The 25,316-nt window shown below is 48.2% G+C and carries 20 protein-coding genes; 11 read left to right on the plus strand and 9 right to left on the minus strand.

Annotated features, from left to right (window positions below):
• Positions 1-4 precede the first annotated feature (4 nt).
• Positions 5-2,503 (plus strand): replication restart helicase PriA, encoded by a 2,499-nt coding sequence (priA, locus tag WBG78_RS29555; RefSeq protein ID WP_337330149.1) that lies wholly within the window; start codon positions 5-7, stop codon positions 2,501-2,503.
• 78 nt (positions 2,504-2,581) lie between these two features.
• Positions 2,582-3,139, plus strand: a complete 558-nt coding sequence (locus WBG78_RS29560) for a DUF2911 domain-containing protein (RefSeq protein ID WP_337330150.1) — start codon at positions 2,582-2,584, stop codon at positions 3,137-3,139.
• Positions 3,140-3,253: 114 nt separating this feature from the next.
• Here WBG78_RS29560 and WBG78_RS29565 read toward each other — a convergent pair whose 3' ends face one another.
• The 5 genes from WBG78_RS29565 to dnaG form a co-directional block, all read right to left on the minus strand.
• Complete coding sequence (locus WBG78_RS29565) at positions 3,254-4,036, minus strand: ThuA domain-containing protein (RefSeq protein WP_337330151.1); 783 nt, start codon at positions 4,034-4,036, stop codon at positions 3,254-3,256.
• A 144-nt stretch (positions 4,037-4,180) separates the two neighbouring features.
• Positions 4,181-4,954, minus strand: coding sequence for a 5'/3'-nucleotidase SurE (surE, locus tag WBG78_RS29570; RefSeq protein WP_337330152.1), 774 nt, complete (start codon positions 4,952-4,954; stop codon positions 4,181-4,183).
• Between the two features lie 136 nt (positions 4,955-5,090).
• Entirely contained in the window at positions 5,091-5,699 is a 609-nt protein-coding gene (locus WBG78_RS29575; protein ID WP_337330153.1) for a hypothetical protein, read from the minus strand.
• 49 nt (positions 5,700-5,748) lie between these two features.
• On the minus strand, positions 5,749-6,969 hold the full coding sequence (locus WBG78_RS29580) for a bifunctional 3,4-dihydroxy-2-butanone-4-phosphate synthase/GTP cyclohydrolase II (protein ID WP_337330154.1): 1,221 nt from the start codon (positions 6,967-6,969) through the stop codon (positions 5,749-5,751).
• 95 nt (positions 6,970-7,064) lie between these two features.
• Positions 7,065-8,987 carry a DNA primase gene (gene dnaG, locus WBG78_RS29585; RefSeq protein ID WP_337330155.1) on the minus strand — a complete coding sequence of 641 codons (1,923 nt, stop codon included), beginning with the start codon at positions 8,985-8,987 and terminating at the stop codon, positions 7,065-7,067.
• 137 nt (positions 8,988-9,124) lie between these two features.
• On the opposite strand from dnaG, the gene WBG78_RS29590 reads away from it, so the two are divergent.
• The 9 genes from WBG78_RS29590 to WBG78_RS29630 all read left to right on the plus strand — a co-directional run bounded on the left by WBG78_RS29590 (position 9,125) and on the right by WBG78_RS29630 (position 20,584).
• Complete coding sequence (locus tag WBG78_RS29590; protein ID WP_337330156.1) at positions 9,125-10,222, plus strand: Mrp/NBP35 family ATP-binding protein; 1,098 nt, start codon at positions 9,125-9,127, stop codon at positions 10,220-10,222.
• Complete coding sequence (locus WBG78_RS29595; RefSeq protein WP_337330157.1) at positions 10,219-10,482, plus strand: NifU family protein; 264 nt, start codon at positions 10,219-10,221, stop codon at positions 10,480-10,482. The genes WBG78_RS29590 and WBG78_RS29595 overlap by 4 nt, the downstream gene beginning before the upstream one ends.
• A 119-nt stretch (positions 10,483-10,601) precedes the next feature.
• Positions 10,602-11,444: a hypothetical protein gene (locus WBG78_RS29600; RefSeq protein ID WP_337330158.1), complete on the plus strand. Its 843-nt coding sequence runs from the start codon at positions 10,602-10,604 to the stop codon at positions 11,442-11,444.
• A gap of 139 nt (positions 11,445-11,583) precedes the next feature.
• Complete coding sequence (locus WBG78_RS29605; RefSeq protein WP_337330159.1) at positions 11,584-14,514, plus strand: T9SS-dependent choice-of-anchor J family protein; 2,931 nt, start codon at positions 11,584-11,586, stop codon at positions 14,512-14,514.
• 120 nt (positions 14,515-14,634) lie between these two features.
• Positions 14,635-15,720: a D-alanine--D-alanine ligase family protein gene (locus tag WBG78_RS29610; protein WP_337330160.1), complete on the plus strand. Its 1,086-nt coding sequence runs from the start codon at positions 14,635-14,637 to the stop codon at positions 15,718-15,720.
• A gap of 78 nt (positions 15,721-15,798) precedes the next feature.
• Positions 15,799-16,617: a PASTA domain-containing protein gene (locus tag WBG78_RS29615; protein WP_337330161.1), complete on the plus strand. Its 819-nt coding sequence runs from the start codon at positions 15,799-15,801 to the stop codon at positions 16,615-16,617.
• 27 nt (positions 16,618-16,644) lie between these two features.
• On the plus strand, positions 16,645-18,627 hold the full coding sequence (locus tag WBG78_RS29620) for a T9SS type A sorting domain-containing protein (protein WP_337330162.1): 1,983 nt from the start codon (positions 16,645-16,647) through the stop codon (positions 18,625-18,627).
• A 40-nt stretch (positions 18,628-18,667) separates the two neighbouring features.
• Entirely contained in the window at positions 18,668-19,966 is a 1,299-nt protein-coding gene (locus WBG78_RS29625) for a DUF1015 domain-containing protein (protein WP_337330163.1), read from the plus strand.
• A gap of 54 nt (positions 19,967-20,020) precedes the next feature.
• Positions 20,021-20,584 carry a Maf family nucleotide pyrophosphatase gene (locus WBG78_RS29630; protein ID WP_337330164.1) on the plus strand — a complete coding sequence of 188 codons (564 nt, stop codon included), beginning with the start codon at positions 20,021-20,023 and terminating at the stop codon, positions 20,582-20,584.
• A gap of 74 nt (positions 20,585-20,658) precedes the next feature.
• Here WBG78_RS29630 and WBG78_RS29635 read toward each other — a convergent pair whose 3' ends face one another.
• The 4 genes from WBG78_RS29635 to WBG78_RS29650 form a co-directional block, all read right to left on the minus strand.
• Entirely contained in the window at positions 20,659-21,792 is a 1,134-nt protein-coding gene (locus tag WBG78_RS29635; RefSeq protein ID WP_337330165.1) for a glycosyltransferase family 4 protein, read from the minus strand.
• Positions 21,758-22,321, minus strand: a complete 564-nt coding sequence (locus WBG78_RS29640; protein ID WP_337330166.1) for an inorganic diphosphatase — start codon at positions 22,319-22,321, stop codon at positions 21,758-21,760. The genes WBG78_RS29635 and WBG78_RS29640 overlap by 35 nt, the downstream gene beginning before the upstream one ends.
• Before the next feature lie 107 nt (positions 22,322-22,428).
• Positions 22,429-23,811 (minus strand): efflux RND transporter periplasmic adaptor subunit, encoded by a 1,383-nt coding sequence (locus WBG78_RS29645; RefSeq protein WP_337330167.1) that lies wholly within the window; start codon positions 23,809-23,811, stop codon positions 22,429-22,431.
• 12 nt (positions 23,812-23,823) lie between these two features.
• Positions 23,824-25,314, minus strand: a complete 1,491-nt coding sequence (locus WBG78_RS29650) for a TolC family protein (protein ID WP_337330168.1) — start codon at positions 25,312-25,314, stop codon at positions 23,824-23,826.
• Positions 25,315-25,316 lie beyond the last annotated feature (2 nt).

A 25,316-nucleotide genomic window follows, 5' to 3' on the forward strand; every position in this document is an offset into this window, starting at 1 on the left:
GAACGTGGAGGAAAATACAGGTCACCATCGCATAACACTTTTCGCAGAGCTTCTATTACCGGTTCCTGTTCCAAGGTTGTTCACCTATCGTGTGCCCTTCAACATGAATGATCGCGTGATGAAGGGTCAGCGTGCCATTGTTCAGTTTGGCGATCGGAAGATTCTTACAGGTGTAATTCTGAATCTCCACGAACAGCCGCCTACTCAATACGAAGCAAAATATCTGCTGGAGTTACTTGACGAATTTCCTGTTGTTACCGACGTTCAGCTAAAACTCTTTCAATGGATCAAAGATTACTATCTGTGTAGCCTTGGGGAAGTGCTGAACGCAGGGCTTCCCAGTGGTTTGAAGTTGGGAAGTGAATCACGCGTTCAACTGCATCCCGCATTCAATCTTGAAGAGAGTAATCTTCCCTTTTCCGAAAAGGAACTCATCTTACTAAAGAACCTGGAAGCAGACTCGCTGGACTACTCTGCCGTATCGAAGCTACTGGATATCAAACATCCTTATAGCATACTTAAGTCGCTCGTTGCAAAAGAGGCAGTAATCCTTTACGAGGAAGTGCGGGAGAAGTACAAACCGAAAACGGAGATGCGAGTCAGGTTAACTTCGGAATATGCAACCCCGGAAGCCTTAGAAGCGCTGTTCAATACACTTTCATTAAAGCCTAAGCAGGAGGAGGTTGTGCTGAGGTACTTGCAGGAAGTTCCAATATTGACTGACGCAAACAGGAATAAAGCAGGCCTCGGCCGGAAGCAGTTACTTGAGCCCGACCTGTCCGAGTCGTCATTAAACACGCTCATTAAGAACGGTGTATTCGAATTGTTTCAGGTGCTTGTGTCACGGTTCGCCGATGCGCCGACAGAGTCGGGAACAGTCAGTCAACTCAGCGACGAACAGCACGCAGCCTTAGTGGACATTACTAACCAGCTGCAACAAAAGCCGGCATTGCTGCTTCATGGCATTACAGGCAGCGGGAAGACTGAAGTATACATCCATCTGATCAGGCAGGCATTGGAGGGAGGAAATCAGGTACTCTATCTGCTTCCTGAAATAGCACTCACAACTCAGGTTGTACAGAGGCTGAGGCGGGTCTTCGGCAATTCAATGGGCGTCTATCATTCACGATTCTCTGACAATGAGCGGGTGGAGATATGGAAAGGTGTGCTGAACGGAAATCTCAAATTCATCGTAGGTGTCCGGTCTTCTATATTTCTGCCATTCGACAGCCTTGGTTTGATCATTGTAGACGAAGAACACGACGCGTCATATAAGCAGCAGGAACCGGCGCCTAGATACAATGCACGGGACGTGGCATTGGTCATGGGGCAGTTTCATCATGCGAAAGTTATCCTGGGCTCCGCGACGCCATCGCTTGAATCCTGGTTTCAGGCACAACAGGGGAAATATGGATATGTGTCGCTGAGCAAGCGCTTTGGTTCGGCACAGTTGCCAACGGTAGTACTTGCTGACATGCACGAGGCTCGAATACGAAAGACAATCAAAGGGGAGTTCTCCCAGGTATTACTTCGGCACATAGCCGAGGCGTTGTCCCGGAAAGAGCAGGTCATCGTTTTTCAAAACAGACGTGGATATTCCCCTATGGTGAACTGTGAAGACTGCGGCTGGGTGCCCAAGTGCATAAACTGCGCAGTGAGTCTCACCTATCATCAATACCGCCGTGCCATGATTTGTCATTATTGTGGCTATCGCGAATCATTGCCTGAAAAATGTCCGTCTTGTTCGTCGACGCGACTAAAAACTGTAGGCTACGGTACTGAAAAGTTGGAGGAAGAGCTGACTCTTCAATTTCCCGATGCCAGCGTGCGACGCATGGATCTTGACACTACAAGAAACAGGACTGCCTACGAATCGATTATAGACGAATTCGAAAAAGGTGAAACAAACATTCTCGTAGGCACACAGATGGTCACGAAAGGTCTCGACTTCGACGGTGTGAGCCTGGTGGGGATTTTTAATGCTGACCGCATGATTCACTTCCCTGACTTCAGATCTTATGAGCGTGCGTTTCAGTTGATTACACAGGTGAGCGGACGCGCCGGCCGCAGAAGTACGCCTGGCACGGTGGTCATTCAAACTTCCAGTGTCGACCATCCGTTACTGCAAACTATTCTCAGGCAGGACATCCTGGGTTTTTATGGAAGCCAGCTGGAAGACCGCAAAGTGCACGGCTATCCGCCCTTTACCAGACTCATTGAAGTCACCGTCAAACACAGCGACAAGGCTACATGCAGGAATGCAGCACTTGACCTTTTTGAACGGGTGCGGCGGGGCCTTGCATCGGTTCGTGTTCTTGGACCGGGCGAGCCGATGGTCGCCAAAGTCCGGAATCAATATCTGATGAACATACTGATCAAGGTTCCCAGGGCAGGTATTGCACTCGATGAATTGAAAAAGCAGCTGGAAGGCATTATCAATTCAGTACTCCAATCGAAATCGTTCAAGAATCTCCGCATTATTGCTGATGTCGATCCGGTTTAGTTCTGAATGCGGCAAAAAGATTGCATATTATCACTCTAACCAATACACCTTTAAGCAACTACTCAAACCAACACATCTATGAAAAAGTCAGCGTGGATCCTTTGTGCGATGTTATGCCTCACCATCGGGGTGCACGCACAAACTTTCAGAAAGCCGGATAAGAGTCCAATGGACATGGCATACTTTCCCGATCATTTCGCTCATGATCGAAAGCCAGGTGACAAAGCCATAATCCGGGTTACATACAGCAGACCACTTAAGAATGGACGCGATGTTTTCGGCAAGCTTGTTCCCTATGGACAGGTGTGGCGCACGGGGGCAAATGAATCAAACGAGATCAAATTTTATCAGGATGTAACGCTGGGCGGAAAGACCGTAAAGGCCGGAAGCTACTCGCTGTTTAGTATTCCAAACGAAACTGAATGGACCATCATCCTGAATTCTGACGTTGACTATTGGGGAGCGTACAAGTACATCGCAGAACACGATGTGCTACGAGTACCAGCGAAAGTGGGAACTCTAAGTGAACCGCTTGAAAATTTCAGCATTCAGTTCGAATCAACTGGCGACAAGAGTGGAGTGATGCGCCTGGGCTGGGACAAAACTTATGCGGAGGTACCGTTCTCGTTCAACTGAGCGAGGATAAAAATCAAAAATTAAGAATTAAGAATTAAGAATTCGCTATCACGACCTACGGTCGTGACGTGCAATCAGCCGAAAGGCTGCCTGCTAATTCTTAACTCTTAATTCTTAATTCTTAATTACCCACTCTATTCCCCCCTTGATATGATTCAGAAACTTCTCATCCTGATAGTATTCCGCCTTATGGCCGAGCGCTGTGTAGAACTGGCGGCCACCATCGAATTCATGGCACCACGATAACGGAAAGTAATCGCCGAAAACTTGTCCGGGGTATTCGATCTTCTTATCGTCTTTGATTGTGCTGAGATCTGCAGCGAGAAGGACGTGAATATCAGGATTGAGATTGTTGGTATAATAGCACTCGTCCTCCCATGCCCACGTGTCGCCAAGGAACTTTGTTGCCTGGTGCTTTTTGTCGACCACCTTGATGGTAAACGGCTGCAACTCCGGGTGCCTTACGAAACGACCTCCAAGCATCGCGGCGAACCATGGCCACTTCCGTTCGGAACCTGATGCAGAATGAATCCCGACAAAGCCCCCACCCGCGCGCGTGTAAGCCATAAAAGCCGCCTTCTGATCCTCGGTATCAAATCCTTCGTTATTTGTATTGGAGAAGATGATGCAGTCAAACCTTTTAAGATTCTCCGGTGTAAATACCGTTGGGCTATCCGACGACTCAACCGCCCACTTGTTCGCTGTGCAAAGCTTGGTTAAAGCTGCTACACTCGCTGCTATATTTTCATGCACATAACCCTTTCCGTTATGGGTGTAGATCAGAATCCTTTTCTTCTGCGCGTGAACAGAAGTGACGACCAGAAAAAGGACAGCAAAGATCAGAAGGTGTGAAGATCGGTGAAGAAACGACGGTATTCGGGCGAAGTAGTGGCACATATTATAAGTAACTGTTTGATATTAATCGGTTGACAATACGTTACACAGCAATACTCTCCTTGCTTCCGTCAGGATGATTTGTCTGAGGAGACTTTTGTCAGTCCTCCCATGCGATAGAACTTACGGACGCATTAATAGAGTTACCTAAACGATCTCCCACTCTTCATTCAACACAGGGATTGCCTGGTGTGCTGTAAGATCGAATTGCACGGGCACTACTGCAACATAGTTATTAGCTATTGCCCATTCATCGTTGTCCTCACCCTTGTCGAAGTTAACAAAGTTACCAACCATCCAGAAGTATCGCCTGCCGTTCGGATCGACGCGTACATCAAAATCTTCAACCCACTTCGCATTTGCCTGACGGCAGATGCGAACGCCTTTTAATGGCTCGTTTCTCTTTGGAGGGAAATTAACGTTCAGGGCTACACCTTTAGGTAATCCACGATCGAGCACCTGTTGGGTGATCTTACGGATGTAAGCCTCGGTGTGACTAAAGTCGGCATCATGTCCAAAGTCCGCCAGCGAAAATCCGATGGCCGGTGTGCCTTCGATAGCACCTTCGATGGCCGCAGACATGGTACCGGAATAGAGAACACTGATTGATGTATTGCTTCCATGATTTACGCCGCTCACAACAATATCAGGTTGACGCGCATCCTTAAGAACAAAGTGCCTGGCCATTTTAACACAGTCGGCAGGAGTGCCCGAACACTCGAATGCTTTGACGCCGTCGAAAATAAAGTTCTCCTCCAGTCGCAACGTCTCCCCTACTGTAATCGCGTGGCCCATGCCCGACTGGGGACTATTGGGTGCTACAACAATTACTTCTCCCATTGTCTTCATCACATTGATGAGCGTGAGAATTCCCTTTGACGTGATACCGTCATCGTTCGAGACAAGAATAAGTGGCTTCATGGTTGTAAAAAGGCAATAAAAAAAATTTGAGGGACATCGCCTAATGTAGAATGCAAAAGTCGTCCGGAAGACAATACATACCGCATGCTCTTCCAATAAATAAAATAGTGCAATCGCCTGTCAGCGCGAATCGATGCTAGATCGAATTGTAATAGGCGACAATCTTCACAAAATCGTATTTGTCGTCAATCTTCAGTCGATTGGTCTTCATGTACTTCTCGACATCATCAGACTTTTTGCCCATCAGGCTCAACAAGTCTGCCTTCGATCCCTTAAACTCTTCTATGTTTCCGTCATTGTCGAGAAAGAAGTAACGATTGACCAGTACTTCGCGGGAATACGATCCAAGGTAATACGGAGATGTATATGTCCTGAATTCAACTGATTCCCTTGCAAGCAAGGTCAGCTTCCCCTCTGTCAATAATTCAAAGAACACTGGGGTCCGATACTGCCCTTGATTTGTGTAAGGAAGAGCGAAAAACTGCCGGTACCGCTTGACGGTTACATCGAAGATCTCAAAGAACACAACCTTCCGGGAACTGAAAGCATCGGTACGCTGATTGGGAACATTGTATTGAATGAGGTCCTGCTTCAGATCGTACTTGATCTGACCCTTCAGCGTGTCGCCACTATCCAACACCAGCTTACCGTCGTGCCATAGCTCCGACGGCCACGGCTGGCACATTGCTGCTGAAGAAAGGAGCAGTAAACCTCCCAAAAAGAATATAGAAATCCAGGGTCGCATGTTCGGGCTGTTTCGAATCCGTGAGCGATATTTTTTCTTGCTGCGCGATCTACTTAGTTCTACGCAAAATGGTGTGGCCGAGTTTATCGCGTTTGGTTTCGAGGTATTTTTCGTTGTGCGGGTTCGGATCTACTTCGATTGCCACATTATCTACAATTTCAAGACCGTAGCCCATGAGACCCACCCGCTTCTTAGGATTGTTAGTAATAAGACGGATCTTCGTAATGCCAAGGTTCCGCAGGATCTGTGCTCCGATTCCGTAGTCACGCTCATCCATGTCAAATCCTAATTTCAGGTTAGCTTCCACGGTATCGAGGCCTTCCTCCTGCAGCTTATAAGCCCTCAACTTGTTGAGCAACCCAATTCCACGTCCCTCCTGCTTCATGTAAAGCACTACACCCCTGCCTTCACGGTCTACCATCTCCATGGCTTTGTGCAACTGAGTACCACAATCACATCTGCACGATCCAAAAATGTCACCTGTTACACAAGATGAGTGCACTCGTACAAGTACTGGTTCATCTTTCTTCCACGTTCCTTTTACCAACGCTAAATGTACCTCGTTCGTATTGAGCTGATCGAATGCTACCAACTTAAAATGGCCATGCTCTGTGGGCATGTCAACTTCAATTTCCCGCTTGATCAGTGATTCCTTCTTAATTCGGTATTCAATCAGGTCCTTGATCGATACCAGTTTGAGATCAAAGCGCTTGGCAACTTTTACCAGATCGGGTAGTCTCGCCATCGTGCCATCCTCGTTCATAATTTCAACAAGGACACCGCCGGGCTTAAATCCGGCCAGTCGCGCAAAGTCGATCGCAGCTTCAGTGTGACCAGAGCGATGCAGGACGCCTCCTCGCTTTGCTTTCAGCGGGAATATGTGTCCCGGGCGGCCAAGCTCCTCAGGCTTCGTTGCCGGGTCAACCAGGGCCCGTATTGTCTTAAAGCGATCGTGAGCTGAGATGCCCGTTCCGCATCCATGACCTATGAGATCTACCGACACCGTGAATGGCGTCTCGAACACGGCGGTATTTTGACCGACCATCAGTTCAAGCCCCAGTTCGGTGCAGCGATCCTCTATTATGGGCGCACAGATCAGACCCCGACCATGCGTTGCCATGAAATTGACAATCTCGGGCGTCACACACTCGGCCGCGCAAATAAAGTCGCCCTCATTTTCACGATCCTCATCGTCAACAACGATGATAACCTTGCCGTTCTTAATATCCTCTACTGCCTCCTCAATCGTATTCAAACTGCTGTCACTCATAAATAATGGGCGTTGTATCTATCGATATATAACATTAATAAGTTGTTCTATGTTCCAGATGGGCTGGGGTTCATTTGCCATGCTTCAATGAGGGTCTATTTCGGCACGACTATTCCCAATACGCTGGCCAATTCCCGCTCGGCACCTTTTAGCTGTTCGTGGATGGTGAAGAATCGGTCAAGGTCTTCATCAGTTGTCGCATTTTTCATCTGTACTAAATTATCATCGGTCATCTTTTGTATGACCCTGAATTTCAGCCGAAGGACGTTGGTGTAGGCCAAATCCCGCAACACCTCCTTCTCGGTAGGGATATAAATGTGATACTTGTCGTTCCAGTGTTTTGAAGCTTCATATCGGGAGGTCGTTAAGGCAGCAACTTCATTCTTAACAGCTTCCGATCCGTGTTCCATGAAATACAGTGTATCGACAGTAACACCATCGCGGATACCATTGCGAAAGTGATTGTATATTTCTGCGTATAGGGGGCTCGTGAAAACTACATCTTCAAGTTCGGCCACCATAAAGTCAACTACCCGTTCCTCATCATAGGCGCTTTCTGCATAATTGAGAAGAAGTCTGATCGACTCCCGCTCCTGCAGCTGTACAATACTGGATAAATCTGTCGGGGCTTCAGCTAGTTCTGCCTGAACCGCAGCAACAAACTGATCACCTTTTGAACCCGCCTCCTGTCTTGGACCAGGCTGAGCCTTCTCGCTCTTGCTTCGTTCGGTGATAACAATCTTGTTCAGCTCCGCCACCAGAACATCTTCCGGCATTTTGAGCAACTGGCTCGTCTCCTGAATGTACACTGAGCGTTTGATGGCGTCAGGTATCAAAGAAATGCTTGTGATAATATCACGGATGGCCTCCGCCTTCTTTGCAGGATCACGCGCGTCTTTCGCGTAGAGATCGATCTTGTAAGAAATGAAGTCCTGTGTGTGCTCCTTGAGAAACTCTTTCAGCGCAGCGCTTCCCTGCTTCTTCGAAAAACTATCGGGATCTTCCCCATCGGGAAGCAGAACGACGCGCACATTAAGACCGCCCTTCAGGACGAGATCGATGCCGCGAAGCGCGGCTTTGATACCAGCGGCATCGCCATCGAACAACACTGTTACGTCGTTCGTAAAGCGACGCATCAGTTTGATTTGTTCTTCTGTAAGCGCCGTACCAGACGATGCCACAACGTTGTCGATATCCGACAAGTGCATGGAGATGACATCCGTGTAACCCTCTACCAGATAAGCAAACCCCTCACGACGGATCGCATTCTTCCCCTGAAACAATCCATACAGGACGTTGCTCTTGTGATAGATCTCCGTCTCGGGAGAGTTTATATACTTAGGCTGGTCCTTTTCTTTTGTAAGAATACGCGCCCCGAAGGCAATAACTTTTCCTGCCAGGTTATGGACAGGAAATATTACCCTGCCGCGGAAACGATCATACGTTCTTTCGTCCTTTCTAACCACCAGACCAGCTTTCTCCAGCATGGCCTCGCTGTGGCCCTCCGACAACGCCTTACGCTTCAGGCCTTCCCATTCATTCAGGGCATATCCAAGTTCGAACTTCTCGATAATGCGATCGTTGAATCCGCGCTCCCGGAAATAGGTAAGACCAATACTCTGTCCCTCTTCGGATTCAAACAGAAGATGTCTGTAATGGTCTTTGGCATAGTTCATCAGGATGTAAAGACTATCGCGCTCCGTGTGCTCAAGGGTGACTTCACGAACATCTTCCTTGATTTCAACCCCGTACTTTCGTGCGAGATACCGAAGCGCCTCGAGATAGCTCATCCCCTCGTGCTCCATCACGAACGTAATACCATCGCCTCCCTTGCCGCTACTGAAGTCTTTAAAAATTCCTTTCGAGGGAACGACATAGAACGATGCCGTCTTTTCATGCGTGAAGGGGCTCAGGGCCTTATAGTTCTGGCCCGAGCGTTTCAGGGTGACAAAGTCACCCACTACATCGACAATATCGATGCGACTCTTGATCTCGTCTATTGTGTCCCTGGATATCACGCCGCAGAATCCTGCTTCTTGCCAAACTTTGTTTCAAAGATACTGGTTAAGTACATAATACGATCACAGCATTAGATTTAAGCTATTTCGATGTTTCCCCTAAATTGCGGCCGCAATCTTAACATTCCAGAGTATAAATGAGTTTTACCCAAGAAGACATTATTCGCGCGTTGTCTAAGGTTGAGGACCCGGACCTCAAACGCGACCTCGTGACTCTCAACATGATACGGGATGTTAAGGTCTATTCCGACAACGTCAGTTTTACGGTTGTGCTCACAACGCCTGCCTGCCCTTTGCGGGAGGTGATCAAGCGCGATTGCGAAGCCGCCGTTCGCGAGGTGACCGGCCCGGGAGTGCTCATTAATATTTTGATGACTTCAAACGTTACATCGGCCCGTCAGAATGCTCCATTGCTTCCAAACGTGAAGAACATCATCGCGATAGCGTCTGGAAAGGGCGGTGTGGGAAAGTCTACGGTCACATCCAATCTGGCGGTGGCTCTGGCTCAAAGTGGTGCGAAAGTAGGCCTCATTGATGCTGATATTTTCGGCCCCTCTATTCCCACGATGTTCAACTGCGAGTTTGAGCAGCCTCCTGTTAAAAATGTCAACGGCAAGAACATCATTCTTCCTATCGAACAATACGGCGTGAAGCTGCTTTCCATAGGTTTTTTGACTCCGCCCGATAGTGCCATCCTCTGGCGTGGTCCGATGGCAAGCTCGGCGCTGAAACAATTCTTCAGCGACACGGAATGGGGAGATCTTGACTATCTGCTGATCGACCTGCCTCCTGGTACCAGCGATATTCATCTTACTTTGGTGCAGACCGTTCCGGTAACCGGTGCCGTAATTGTCACGACGCCTCAGAAGGTGGCTCTGGCCGATGCCAACAAGGCCATGGCGATGTTCCGGCAACCGCAAATAAACGTTCCGATCCTCGGAGTGGTTGAAAATATGGCGTGGTTTACTCCGGAGGAGTTGCCTGAGAATAAGTATTACATCTTTGGCAACGGCGGAGGTCAGGCTCTTGCCGACAAGTACAGTGTTCCCTTGCTGGGCCATGTCCCTCTCGTTCAGGGCATAAGGGAGAGTGGCGATAGCGGATTACCGGCTGTCATGAAGACCGGAGCCATGAGCGAAGCTTTTATTGATGTGATGAAGACGCTGGCACGTCAGATTGCCATAAGAAATGCTAATTTTGCACAGACTCAACGCGTAGAAATAAAAATACAATGAGCAACACAGCCCTGGAACTGGCACAAAAGGTTGAAGCCTCTCTTGATTCAATCCGTCCTTACCTTAAGGCAGACGGTGGCGATGTCCAGATAAAGGATATCAGTGACGATCATGTTGTTAGACTGGAGTTTGTTGGCGCCTGCGGTAATTGCAGTATGTCAACGATGACGTTTAAGGCGGGAGTTGAGGCCGCTATTAAGCGCGATGTTCCGCAGATCAAGGCCATCGAAGTAATCAACCTCACACCAATCAATCACTAGACGATCTGTCACTAGACGATTGCGCTTCCGCGCAAATTCCGTTTAGCGTACGTGATGCTACTTTTCGCGTACATCCCTGATGCTTTCTGTTGCGTTTGCATTCAAAAAACATCAGAGATATGAAATCTAACCTCAAGCTTAACGGTCGCATTGCAATGCTCGTCGCAGGTGTTGCCCTGGCTGCCGCAGGCGTTGCCAATCTTTCATTCACTTATGCTACACTGCCTGGCAAGTTCTGGAGTCAGCTGGGCATTTCCGAAGCAAGAGGAACTGAGAACATTCGCAAAAGCTTTATTGAAGGATACGTATATACCTATGGAGCATCCGCTGCAAAAAAGATTGCAACAGGTGATCGCGTAGCGGTTGCCAATGACGCAATGGCTTATGCCAAATCATACGTGACCACCCCTGAATTTCAGGATGCGTATAAGCAAGCCCGCGAGCAGCAAAAGCCCGCAGCGCCAGCACCTGCTCGCACCAAGGAAGAAATACAAGCGGCTCAGATTGCAACGATAGAAAAATCGATCGCTGATACTGAGAAGAGCATGAAGGGATTGTCTGCCGAGATGCAGGAGTCAATGAAAGACGTTATTAAGATGTTCAATGAGCAGTTACAGGATTACAAGAATCCTGAAAGTGAAATGCTAAACTATATGGCCGAAGGAGAAAAGTTCAATCATCAGACAGCCATGCAGACTTATGAAACCAATCTTGCAACGTGGCAAAAGACATATCCTGAAAATTATCAGTCGATGATTAAAACACGCCTTGAAACATTCCTCGCGGTTACTGCAGACGTTGACTACAATGCCGCAGTTCACGACGCATATGGCCTTAAGAAATTCAACAACCCTGCCTACGAAAAGAAATCTGACGAGTGGAAAATGGCTTATCGGGCAGGAAAGCCAGTGGTGGATGCCGCCCGCGAGTTCGCCACTGTATGGCTTAAAGAACTGAAATAGAAACGTTTGGTGGTTAGAGAGAGGCACGATAGAGCAATCTGTTGTGCCTTTATTTATTTCTTATATTTGAGACTGTACTTTTCAATACCTGGGTGTGCGGAAAGCTCTGTTCTCGGCATTGTGCGTTGTGTTAATATGTATGAGCGGGATCGCTCAGGATCGTTGTGGAACTGTTGAGTACGTTAAACAGTTGCGTCAGCAAAATCAACTTCGTGAAAGCAAGGAAGGTTTTGAACGATGGATTGACCAAAAGCGTCTTCAGCGTTTGCTCCGTCGCGAGGGACGCACGCAGGCTACTTATCAGATTCCGGTCGTCGTACACGTAATTCACAACGGTGAGGCCGTTGGCTCCGGAACGAACATCCCCGATGCTCAAATATTATCCCAACTGTCGGTCCTTAACAAAGACTACAATCGCCTTAATGCCGACGCAGGAAATACTCCCTCCGAATTTCTTCCGCTGGCAGGTGCTTTTGATGTAGAATTTGTCATGGCAAAGCAGGACCCCGAGGGGCTGGCCACTACGGGTATTGTCCGCACCAGGGGCACGAAATCGTCATGGACGATGAACGACAACTATCAGCTCAAAGCACTTAGCTATTGGCCTTCCGAAGACTATCTCAACATCTGGGTTTGTAAACTGACCGACTTCCTCGGATATTCTCAATTCCCTGTATCCGCTCTCCCTGGCTTGGAGAACTCATCAACTAACCGGCTCACCGATGGTGTCGTAATAGCTTATAATGCGTTCGGCTCATCCGACGATGGAAACTTCATCCTCCAGAACGTTTACAACAAAGGAAGAACTGCCACTCATGAGGTTGGACATTTTTTCGGCTTGAACCACATCTGGGGCGATGATGATAACGCATGTACTGGCACGGACTACGTTGATGATACTCCCAATCAGGCAGGAAGCACTGGCGGATGCCCTACGCATCCCCGTGTTACATGCGACGTTACGTCGATGTTTCAGAACTACCTTGACTACACCAACGACGCTTGTATGAACCTGTTTACGCAGGGACAAGTGGCACGTATGGATATTGTAATTGCGAATAGCCCCCGGCGCGCCAGCCTTACATCATCACATGGATTAAATAATCCCTCTCCCATTGCCAACGACCTTGGCGTGAAAGAAATCATTCGGCCAGCGACTGGTGAATGTACCGGAGCTTTCGGTCCTCAGTTTGAAGTGCGCAATTATGGCAGCAACGTTGTATCATCAGCGCGGCTGCGTATACGTAAAGACGGTGCTATAGCAGAGACAAGGGATTTCAATTTCTCTCCGGCGCTTGAAAACCTCCAATCGGCCAACATCACTTTTTCAAACGTTTCATTTACCAGTGGCACGCATAACATCTCGATCGAAATTCTGCTGACCAACGGAGTGGCTGATGGACAATCTTCCAACAACAATGCTTCCCGCACTTTCGATGTGCCCAACAGCATTTCACTTCCGTTTTTTGAGACATTCAACACGATGCCTGCAAACTGGGACATTACCAACCCCGATCAGGATCTGACCTGGGCACTGTTCAATACGTCTACGCCGAATGGCAATGCAGCCCGAATGAATTTTTACGACTACGAAGATCATGTGGGAGAGCTTGACGCTATTGTCAGCCCCTCATTTGATCTCTCTTCGGCGCCCGCCGCATTGCTGAAATTTGATGTGGCTTATGCGCAGTATGGCTCCAGCACTGATGCGCTACAGGTTCTCCTGCTAACCAACTGCAACACAACTCTCGAAGACGGCGTGGTCATATACAACAAATCCGGTAGCGCACTCTCTACAGCAAGTGCCACCTCTTCCTCCTATTCACCTGCATCGTCGGGTGAGTGGAGAACCGAAATCGTGGACCTGTCGCAATACATCGGTCAAAGCAATCTTCAGCTTGCGTTTGTAGGAATTAACGACTGGGGAAACAATTTGTATGTCGACAACATTGGACTGACCACATCTCCTATTGCCGATGTTGTGGCGTCACAGATATTGCAGCCGTCGCCAGTAGTGTGTACAAGTCAGGTTGCCCCTGTTGTTCGTATCTTTAATGCCGGCACTCTGGTAAATAAGCTTACAATTACCGCAGTAGTTAACGGGACCAGTTACGCGCAAACATTCGACAACCTCGACATTCCCGGAAATACATCAGCCGATATTGCTCTCAATTTCGTGACCCTTACCGCGGGCGCCAATCAGATTAAAATCACGCTGTCCAGTCCCAACGGTGTGCCCGACTTCTTTCCTGGTAACAATGAAGTCGAAATGACAGCTGTATTTGATGAGGCCACTGAAGAGCTCCCCACGCGCCAGCGTTTTGAAAGCAGCAGTTTTGGAAACTGGGTCGCTGTAAATCCAAATGGCGATATGAGTTGGGAAATCGTAACGGTCAACAATGATCCGGCCATTGTAGCCAATGCATTTGTCAGTACCGAGGGCGATCAGGCCTGGCTGGTGAGCCCCTTGCTCGACTTCACAGACATCAATGACGGACTCCTTCGCTACGACCATTCATACGCGTCGCGCTCGGGAGCCAGCGATATGTTGTACATCCTTGCCTCGCGCGATTGTGGACTGACTTTTACGGACACTCTGTTCAGAGCAGGTTCAGGTACGCTGGCGAAGGGCCGAACAAGCGAAACATCCTGGAAGCCATCGTCAGATTCCGACTGGACGAGAAACAATAATGTCAGTCTCTCTGATCTTGCCGGGGTTACATCGGCAAGGATTGCCTTTGTTTTCAGAAGTGGTCAGGGCAACAACCTGTACATTGACAACATAGAATTTTTTCTTTCGAACAATCCTGTGCTGATCACCGGAGGTATGGAAATCTATCCCACTGTCCCGGTGAATGAACCATTGAATGTGACATTTGATCTACCTGACAAGGACGAAGTGCGCATAGATATCATTGATAATATGGGACGTGTAATGATAACTTATCAGTTGGAAAATGTGCTTAACCAAACGTACACGTTCGACCTGACGCAACGTGCCGGCCTTTACTATGTCCGCGCAACTACCGGCAGCAGCAAGGTGTATATAGACAGATTTATCATCCGGTAAAGATCATTGCTAGTCGCCCTGATGAAGCACTTGAAATCGGCAGACAGCTTTCATCACTGGCCGGGTGTCTGTGGAGAATGAATCATTTCATTATCTTGCGTCATTTTAGACAACCAATTCATGGCCAGCAGGAAAAAGGTAGCTATCCTTTACGGGGGCAGATCAGTCGAACATGCCGTATCAGTAAATTCGGCCCGAAACATCTTTGAATATTTAGACAAGAAGAAATACGACGCAGTTCCCATCGGCATCGCTAAGTCAGGGAAATGGTATCTGACCAGCACCGTATCAAAAGAGATCGAGACGGGCAGTCCTGTGGCGCTCGTGCTTGACCCTTCTAAGCCTTCTTTTACCAAACTTGACGACGGAGCGAGTGTAACAGTTGATATCGTTTTTCCTGTTCTCCATGGAACGGATGGCGAAGATGGCAGCATTCAAGGGTTGCTGAAGGCGATGGACCTTCCAATGGTTGGGACAGGAGTGCTGGGATCTGCATTGTCAATGAACAAGATTGTGGCCAAGCGGCTGCTCAAGGAAGCAGGGCTTCCCGTTACAGAGTTTCTCACCTTCCGCTATGATGATAAGGACAAGATCAGCTTTAATGCAATCAGCAAGAAGCTGGGCCTTCCGTTTATGGTGAAGTCGGCCAGCCTTGGCTCTTCTGTTGGAGTAACGAAAGTGAAGAGCAGGAAGGATTTTAAGAAAGCAGTTGAAGAAGCGTTCCGGTACGACGATGAGATGCTTGCAGAGCAGTTCGTTACCGGGCGCGAGATAGAGTGTGCTCTTTTGGGCAACTCGCCCGCCGAGGCATCGTATCCTGGCGAAATTGTGATCAGCAAGGCCTACGAGTTCTACACCTTCGACGCGAAGTATGTAGATCCTGAGGCCGTGCGTATCGACGTGCCCGCGAAGTTGACGAAGGCTGCAGCTGAAAAGATCAGAAAAGTATCGAAGAAAGCTTTCGAGGCATTGCATTGCGAAGACTTCTCACGCGTGGACCTGTTTCTCGACAAAAAGGGCAATGTTTACATCAACGAGATCAATACCATTCCTGGCTTTACGAACTCCAGCATGTACCCGATGATGTGGAAGGAACGCGGAATCAGCTTCCCGAATCTCATTACAAAGCTGCTTAACCTTGCTCAGGAGCGTTACGACAGGAGTAAACGCATAGAAAGGGATTTTCAGTCGTCGCTGAAGTTCTGATGGCTTATATTTGCCTGGTCCGGGACCTGGCAATTTTCATAATTTTTTGCCCACAATGGTCTCGGAAAGACCACGGATATGAAGTTTGACATAAGAAAATTCAAGACAGATACACTCGGCGGCCTGATCATGCATTTTCTGCTGGCGGCCGGGCTGCTATTAATACTGCTTGTACTGTATTTCTTTGCGTATCTCCCCAGCACTACGAACCACGGGATTGTGATAACGGTTCCGAGCATCGAGGGCATGCAGGTGAATAAGCTCGAAGATTTTCTGGTGAAGCGCAATCTGAGATACGAAGTTAACGATTCAGCATATTCTGCGGATCAGCCGCCCAACACCGTATTGAAGCAATTCCCTCAGGCCGGCTCAAAGGTTAAAGAAGGGCGAAAGATTTTTATTTCCGTGAACCGGAGCACGCCTCCAACGGTACCTGTACCCGCATTGGTTGATGGCTCGGTTGTTAACGCCGACGCTGTGCTTAGAAGTAATGAACTCAAGCGCGGAAGCATTGAGCTTGTACCCGGACCTTTCAACATTGTAAAAGAGATGAAGTACCGCGGCAATCGCATTCAGGCGGGCGATCAGGTACCTAAGGGTGCTACGATCGACCTGGTTGTTATGGATGGAAGCGGTAAAGACGGGCCTGGTGGTGTGCCTCCTACGGAGTATGTCGGGATGTCGTTGGAAGATGCTAAGTTTCTCATCTTTGGATACAATTACAACCTTGGCGAGGTACACATCGTGGGTGACACCACAGGAGGCGGCGTTGTAATCAAACAAAAGCCTGCTGCCGGTGAAAATATGAAGGTGGGTGATGTCGTTGAACTCTGGATAGGCAAACCCGGAACGACCGTCGATGGCGATGTCGACGACAATCCTAATGAACCTGAATAATCCTAATGAACCTGAATAACTGAATTCGTGCGGTACGCAGGGCAACGCTTTCATCTATATCTGTTCGTTTCGGCTGTTTTTCTACTGGCGTCCTATTCGTGTGCCCTCGCACAATTAAAAAAGTTTGAGCTTCCCAAAACACAATCTACCAATTCTCCTGGCAAACAATTGAAGCGCACTCCAGGTGCACGTACTCAGGCCACGGCAAAGTCGCTCCCCTTCTTTGATGACTTCTCAGGAGCACTCATGAATGATACAAGTGTCTACTCTAATTTACCTGTAGACTCGCTATGGGAGCCCGCGGGCAAAAAAGCGGTATGGCTTAATGACGGCCTCGCGATAAATGCCCCGTCCATCAATGTTGCTACTTTTGACGGATTGGATTCTGCTTTCTTACCGTATCAATCGCAGATCCTGGTGAACGGCATGCGAGACGAACTTACCTCCTTACCCATTCTGCTGGGTGAATCATCTGTCACCATTGCTGAGCGTCTCACTGTCTATCTGAGTTTCTTCTATCAATGGCAGGGCAATGGCGAGCCACCCGATGCAGCTGATTATCTCGGAGTAGAATTCAAGAATTCGTCTGGTGCTTGGAAGCAGGTATTGGCCATCACGCCACGTTCATCATTTGATCGAACGCAATTCTATGATACCATCCTGCAGGTAAGCGGTGAAGAATACTTTCATGACGAATTTCAATTCCGGTTCAGGAACTACGGCCGACAGTCGGGGCCATATGATACATGGAACGTTGATTATGTTTATCTCAACAAGAGACGAAATCCGGACGACCTCGACTTCCCCGATCAGGCAATATCATCGGTCCTTTCCAGTTTGTTTGGAAAATATCAATCGATACCCTACGAACATTTCCTGAACACAAGTGGGATTGAGAAGCCTTCGTTTCAGGTCTCCAACAACTTAAACGAGTACACAGATCTGGCATACCTGACAGAAGGAACGTTTGTCAATTACATCGATGGGGTGCCCATTAAGACCTACTTGTCGAATCTCGGTGGCAACGACACCTCAGCGATCAACGACGATGGGAGCGGTATAATCTTTCCACTGGAAAAGCGAACCGTTAATCTCGAGTATGTACCAAATGCTTCCGATCCGGCACAATTTGATCCTTCAGCCGACTCGGTCGATCTGAAACTTAAGGTAAGGTTGTTTACGGGTGATACGTTCGATCCAAAGACAGGTGGTATTGCGCACGACTACGACATGAACTATTTGCCAATCGACTTCCGTGTTAACGATACTACGTATACCAAATATCGATTAAGCAAATACTATGCGTATGACGATGGCGTTGCGGAATATGCGGCCGGGCTCACCCAGGCAGGCAACCGTGCGGCCATTGCGTTCGACTTATTGTCCGTAGATGCCGACACGCTTACAGCGATAGACATTTATGTACCTGACTACGGGTTGCCGAGTAATCTTACGGTCGATTTTTCAATCTATACAGATGTGGATGGATTGCCGGGCGTCGCCGTTTACACCATTCCGAGTTTTTCAATTCAACGAAAAGGCGAAAACATATTTCAGCGAATAAAGATTGCCGAGCCATTCCTTGTCGAACGTCGTTTCCACATTGGCTGGAAAGCTCCAGTAGGCGGTACGTTGAAGGTGGGGCTTGACTACAATAACAACAGTGGCGACCAGATCTTCGTGAATACCAACGGTACCTGGGGGGCCAGCACTGATATCGCCGGAAGCTTAATGATACGCCCTGTATTTGGTAAAGGAACGGTAGTTACGGGCGTAGAAGATGCCTCGGAAGTTGGGGTTTATCCTAATCCAAGCAGTGGGTCATTTACAGTTGCCGATTCATTTGAAGAAATGGTCATTTTCAATTCCACAGGTCAGTCCGTTGCATATGATAAGTTTACTGAAGATGATGTGCAGCGCATCACGTTGAAGCAGCCGGCTCCCGGGCTTTACATTCTCAGAATGCTCAGTGGAAATAAGTACCGTACCGCCAAGGTGGTCATAAAATAGTCCTACATTCGCAGTCGCACGCCTAAAATGGCGAACGGCTATGGCTGAAATCCTTCCCTTACGTGCGTGGCGATACAGCCGCGAGCTGAATAAAGATATCGATTCGCTGGTGTCTCCTCTCTTCGATGTCGTGTCTTCACGACAGAGGCAACAGTTATATCGCAATCCATTGAACAGTATTCATCTAAACGTTCCGGAACACATGGGGCCAGCCGGTGCGGCAGAACTCCTCGCCAGCTGGAAAGCGCGAGGCGTTCTTAAGCAGGATCATCTCTATGGCATTTATGTATACTATCAGTACTTCAGGTTGCATGGCTCGTCGCGTCAGTATTGCCGCAAGGGGTTTATCGCTCATGTACGCACCCACGCCTGGGAAGACGGTGTGATCCTGCGACATGAAAATACGATTCCTAATGCCGTCAATGACCGCATCGAATTGCTGGACAAGACGAAGCTGCATGCAAGTGCAACGCATGGGCTATATACAGATCCGGATTTCGAACTCGAAAAGCTAATGGATCTTGCCATTGCCAATCCGCTTTGTGAGACGGAGGATTACCAGGGAGTTCGCGATGTAATTGCCGTTATCCACGACTATGAAATTGTGAATCGCTTCATCCAGTTCATGGCCGGTAAGAAAATAATTCTGGCCGATGGTCATCATCGGTACGAAGGGTCGCTCCGATATCTGGAGAGATCACGCGCGGCCAATCCTTCTCATACGGGCCGTGAACCTTACAATTATCACCTGATGTATTTTACCAATACAGAGGCCGAAGATCTCGTAATTCTTCCGACACACCGTGTGATCCAAAACATGGCATCCTGGAATGAAACAGATTTTCTGCGAACGCTTGGTGCCTACTTTCACATCCGCGAAATCGATGATATCGACAATCTAAATGACGTTATTGCCGGGAAACCGTGGACATTCGGACTTCTTCTGCCGGAGAAGGGTTATCGCATCACACTGAGGCCGGAAGTATTCGAAAGCATGAACTGGCGATTCCCCGACATGATCAAGAGGCTTGACCTCACGGTCCTTCACTTCTTCATTATTGAAAAGGTCCTTGGCATACCGGGTAAAGATCAGCGTACTTCCCCTAACGTAACATTCGACAGAAGTTTCTCCGATTGCGTACAACAGGTTAACACAGGAAAAGCGCATGCAGCAATCATTACCAATGAAGTCGACATTGAAGACGTAAAACGGGTATGTGCGAGCGGCTATACACTTCCCCAGAAATCCACGTACTTTTATCCTAAGGTTATAGCTGGTCTTTTGTTCTCGTCGATACTTGATGAAGAGTTTATCTCGTCACATGTCGAGCCTTTCTGAAAGTTACATTAACAACGAAAGTGGAACGCCGTTAAATCACAATACCATCATCTTATGAATTTGATACTTGCATCCAGCAGTCCACGCCGGCAATATTTAATGAGCGAGGCGGGCTTTAAGTTCAGAGTTGAAAAACCTGACGTTGATGAGTCGTGGCCGCAAGAACTCCCTATTCACCAGGTAGCAAGATACCTGGCTGAAAAGAAGGCGGAATACTTTCGGCCAACGATGAAGAACGAAGTGATCGTCGCTGCAGACACGGTTGTAATCGTTGATGAAAACATTGTCAATAAACCAGCAGACAGGAATGAGGCGATCAGGATGCTGACAACGCTTTCTGGAAGAACACATCTGGTGATGACAGGGGTATGCATCATTTCACGCGAACGTGAGGAATCATTCGATGAGAGCACTTTGGTGACCTTCCAGTCGCTGACGCGCGAAGAGATTGAGCATTATGTTGACAATTACAAGCCCTACGATAAGGCGGGTGCCTACGGCGCGCAGGATTGGATAGGCATGATCGCGATTCAAAAGATCGAGGGCAGCTACTTCAATGTGATGGGATTGCCAATCCATATTGTCTATCAGCACCTGAAGAGTTGGACTTCAGTTTGAATTGGGCCTTAGTCCTCCACTCTCACGCCGCTCACCAAAGGTCCACCGTTGGTCCACCATAGGTCCATGGTAGATCAACTTCGGTACACGGCCATCAGGTCGGCTGCGATCTTCTGAGGTGTAAACCTTTTCACGTACGCCTTACCTTCATTTATCGTCGACGTCCGTTGCAAAGGATTCGCCAGTACCTGGAGCATTTTTGATGCTAGTTCGCTGGCATCAGTGGGGTCCGCGTATAGCGTCCCGGGACCTCCCGCTTCGCTGAAGCATGAGCCCGTTGAGGTTACCACCGGAACGCCTGACTGCATTGCTTCAACGATTGGTATCCCGAAGCCTTCGAATAGTGATGGGTATACAAAAAGAGTGGCTCCCTGGTATAATGCTGGCAGATCAGCAAATGGAACCTTGTGCAGAAAGATCACCTTATCAGATACTCCAAGTGCATCCGCCTCCTGTGCAACGGTATGCTTATACGCAGTTTCCCGTCCTACGATCACGAGCGACGGTCTTATATCAGACGAAAGTTTAGCCAGTGCCCTCACCGCAGTTAACATGTTTTTGCGCGGCTCAACGGTCCCAACAGTCAATATGTATTCGTCGGGCAACGACCACTTCCTTCTGGTACTGATGATCTGTTCAAGACCAACGGGCCTTGTAAACTGTGGATGCGTGCCCTGATAAATAACTTTGATCTTCGATTCAGGCGTACCCAGGAAAGACATTACGTCCTGAGCTGTTTGCTGACTGATAGCAACCACTACGTCAGCCTCTTTACAAGCCTTCGCCACCTTATGCGTATAAATCCGCGCATCGATTCGACTATACAATTCCGGGAAGCGAAGGAAAATCAGGTCGTGAACAGTAACGACTTTCTTAACACGCGATGGAAGACCTGACGGCAGTTCCTGGCTAAGGCCATGAAACACATCGAGCTGAGCGGCCTGGGAGGAACCTCCAATACCAAAACTGCGCCACAGCGAAGTCGTTTTCGTCCAACGGTATAGTGCCGGTGGCGTTACGATTTCGACCTGAGGCGCAGTGGCAATTGGTCGTATGTCGGAATGATCCCGCTTTTCCGTCTTTGGAGAAAACAGGATCAGGTTTTCATTGCGTTCAAATTCAAGCAATGCCTGAACAACAAACCGGCTGTAGTTTCCTAAGCCGGTAAAGTTATTAAACAAGCGCTTCGCGTCGAACCCTATCCTCACCGTATGTCCTTTTATACAAAGCTATGCTTTGCTCGATGATTTCAATGGCCTTTTGTTTGGATTGAAACTCATCAACGACAACGATCTTGTTTTCGAGTGTCTTGTAGTTTTCGAAGAAGTGCTTCAACTCTTCGCGGAGATAGTTTGGAAGATGGTCGACATCTTCAATGTGGCTAACGGTGACGTCCTGCTCTGCCACTGCGATGATCTTATCATCCGCTTCTCCTTTGTCGATCATTCGCATTACGCCGATGACGCGAGATGGAATAAGACAACCAGGAAAAACAGTAACAGAAGTTAACACAACGATATCGAGAGGATCGTGATCTTCTCCCAATGTCTGAGGAATAAAACCATAATTCAATGGATAATACATCGACGCGCTCAAAACGCGGTCGAGTTTTACCAGTCCGCTGGCTTTATCAATTTCGTACTTGGCCCGTGAACCTTTCGGAATCTCTATTATTCCATTCACAAATTCGGGCGCCTGATCACCAACTGAGACTTCGTGCCAAGGATGCAGTATCATAACGTAATAATTTGATACAAAACTAAACAAAAAGCCCCGACGTTGATGCGTCGGGGCCCTTCCATATAAAGATTGATATCATCCTTCGTCGAGATAGATATCAGCTGTTACTTCTTCGTCTCTTCCTTCTTTTCAAGCTTCTTAATCTTGTCTCCTTCCTTCAAACGTTTGGATACAGCCAAAAACGGCCCCGTCACAACTTCGGTGCTGTCGCTGATTCCGGATACGATTTCGATGTTATCGTAATCGCTAATTCCTGTTTTTACTTCAATCATTTTTGCCGTGCCTTTTTCGTTTACAAAAATGACGGTTTTATCTGCCTTGGCGTTTGCCGGCTTCTTGTCGTTGTTCTGCTGATTGTTGTTGTTATTGTTATTGTTTCCATTCTTGGGTGGCCCCTCTCCTTCTGCTGGCGCATTTGGATCACGCGTGGTCACCGCGGCAAGAGGTACTGAGAGCGCATTTGGTTTACGCTGCGTTAAAATGTCGACGCTCGCCGTCATACCCGGCCGGAACGGAAACTTGTTTCCAGCTTTCACGAGGTCCTCATAAGAAAACGACAAAATGAGAATACGAACTTCGAATTCAGTGATAGCGTCCGTCGAAGTCTTGTCCTTTGCAGTGTTGGCAATCAGCGTCACGATACCCTTGAACTCTTTGTTCTGTGTTGAATAGGCATCTACATCGATTACGGCAGTATCACCCACATGAACACGAACGATGTCGTTCTCATTCACATCAACGCGCACCTCCATTTTATGAAGATCAGCAATGCGCAGCATTTCAGTACCTGTCATGGTTGCTGTACCAACGACGCGTTCACCATTCTTAACGATAAGCTTCGATACAACGCCATCCATAGGCGCCACGACAGATGTTTTCCGGAACTGTTCACGCGCCTCACTCAACGATGCCTGAGAACTGCGAATGATAAACTTCGCTGCCTCCACTTGCTGTTCCGAAGATGAAACATCATTCTTTGCCACTTCGAAGTTCTGTTTGGCCAGTTGCCAGTCTGCATCTGAGATAACTTTCTCATCAAAAAGCTTCTGATTTCGTTTGTATTCTGCTTCAGAACGAATCAACGTAGCCTGGGATCGCGACAGACCTGCCCTTGCCTGTTCCAGGTTGGCTTGTTGCTGGCTGAGACTCGCCTCTGCACGTTCCAGCTGACTTTGCCAGGTATCCGGACGTATCTTAACCAATGGCACTCCCTTCTTCACGGAATCACCTTCTTCTATTAACAGGTCGATAATCTCACCAGATACTTCGGGCGCAATCTTAACCTCGGTAACAGGTTGCACGGTTCCAGATGCACTTACCTTTTCTATAATCGTCACTCGCTTGGCTTTCGCCAGTTCTACTTCGATTTCTTTCGGTTTTCCGATCCACCCCATCGCTGAACCTACCGCGAAAAACGCTAGCAGTACGACAATGAAGCCGATCAGGTAGTAAATGAGTTTGTTTGATTTTTTCTTCTGCTTGGACATTGTGTGTGTAGGTTAGTATTCCACTGGTTTACCCTGATAGAAATCGAGCACTTTCTTTTTCAATATAAAGTCGTACTTGGCACGAGCGAGATCAGTCCGTGCCTGGAAGAGATCATTTTCAGCTACCTGATATTCAACATAAGGAGTAGCACCGATATCGAAACGTTGTTTCGTCATACGAAATGCCTCCTCACGGGCGCTTACCTGACGCAGCGATGAATTATACGTTTTCCATGCTGCAACGGCATCGTTATACGAAGTCTCTACATTTTGTCTGAGCGTGTTGTCAATCTCTTTCGCAGACACCTCGGCCAATTGACGGTTGATCACCTGGCGCTGGTAGGAAGAACGCGTTGAGAGGTTGTTGAAAATAGGAATGGTCAAAGACAGACTCACCTGGCGGAATATGTTATCCTGCAATTGGTCTCTCCTGCCGTATCCATCTACAAAGTAGCCTGATGGCGCAGAAACTGGGTCGGTCGTGTACACTGGCGCACCCCCTGGTCCACCGACGACACCGATCTGTGGATACGTAATGGTAGGATCGCCTCCATCGGCAACAAACCGTTGTCTGTCGGACGCACTTGAATAATTTGAGTTTACAGAACCGTTAAGGCTAAGTCTGGGATAGAATGATCCTTTTTGCGCCTTGACTCCATAGTTGGCACTCTCAGTTTTCAACGTAGCACTCTTTATTTCCGGAAGCGTTTCTTTGGCTACCAGGTAAATCTCCTGGCGCTGCTGATCGAGAACAAGGTCCTCTATTCCAATTTCCGGCATCACGATATCAAGTGGTGTCGCCGCTGGCAGTTGCAAAGCCTGCTTCAGTTGCAGCAGTGAAAGCGCCAGGGCATTCTCTGCGGTCACAAGGTTTACTTCGTTAGTTGCAACCTGTGCATCCAGGTTAAGCTCATTGGCCTTTGGAAGCGCTCCCGCCGCTACCTGTTTCTTCGTACGCTCATACTGCTGCTGGCTGGAACTCAATTGATAGCGCGCGTTCTGCAAACGTTCCTTATTGAACTGAACATTGACAAACAAAGAAGCCACGTTTAGCATAAGATCGTTCTTGGCTTTTTCGAGGTCAAACTTTGAAGCCTGTAGTGCCCGATCGTTCTGCTTGATCGTGTTTTGTATACGCATACCGTTGAACAGTACCCACGATGCCTGCGCACCAGGACTGATGAAATTGATCTCCTGTGTGGTAAACTGGTTCGTTACCGGGTTAACGGAACGTCCCCAGTTGTAGCCGGTAGAAATACTTCCATTCAAATTGGGCAGCAGGTTAGCTCTGGACTGATGATAGTCTACTTCTGCCGATTCTACACCATACGTGCTTCGCTGTACGGTAAGGCTATTGGCAAGTGCATAGTCAATGCATTGTTTTAATGTCCAGGCGTCGCTGGCAGTGGGCACAGAAGCAGCAATGGAATCTCTTTGCTGCCCTAGCGCCACGCTTGAAGCGAACGCAATAAGGACGAGAACGTATATAGTTGTTTTCTTCATAG

This window comes from Chryseolinea sp. T2 (genome assembly GCF_037203685.1).
GTDB lineage: Bacteria > Bacteroidota > Bacteroidia > Cytophagales > Cyclobacteriaceae > Chryseolinea.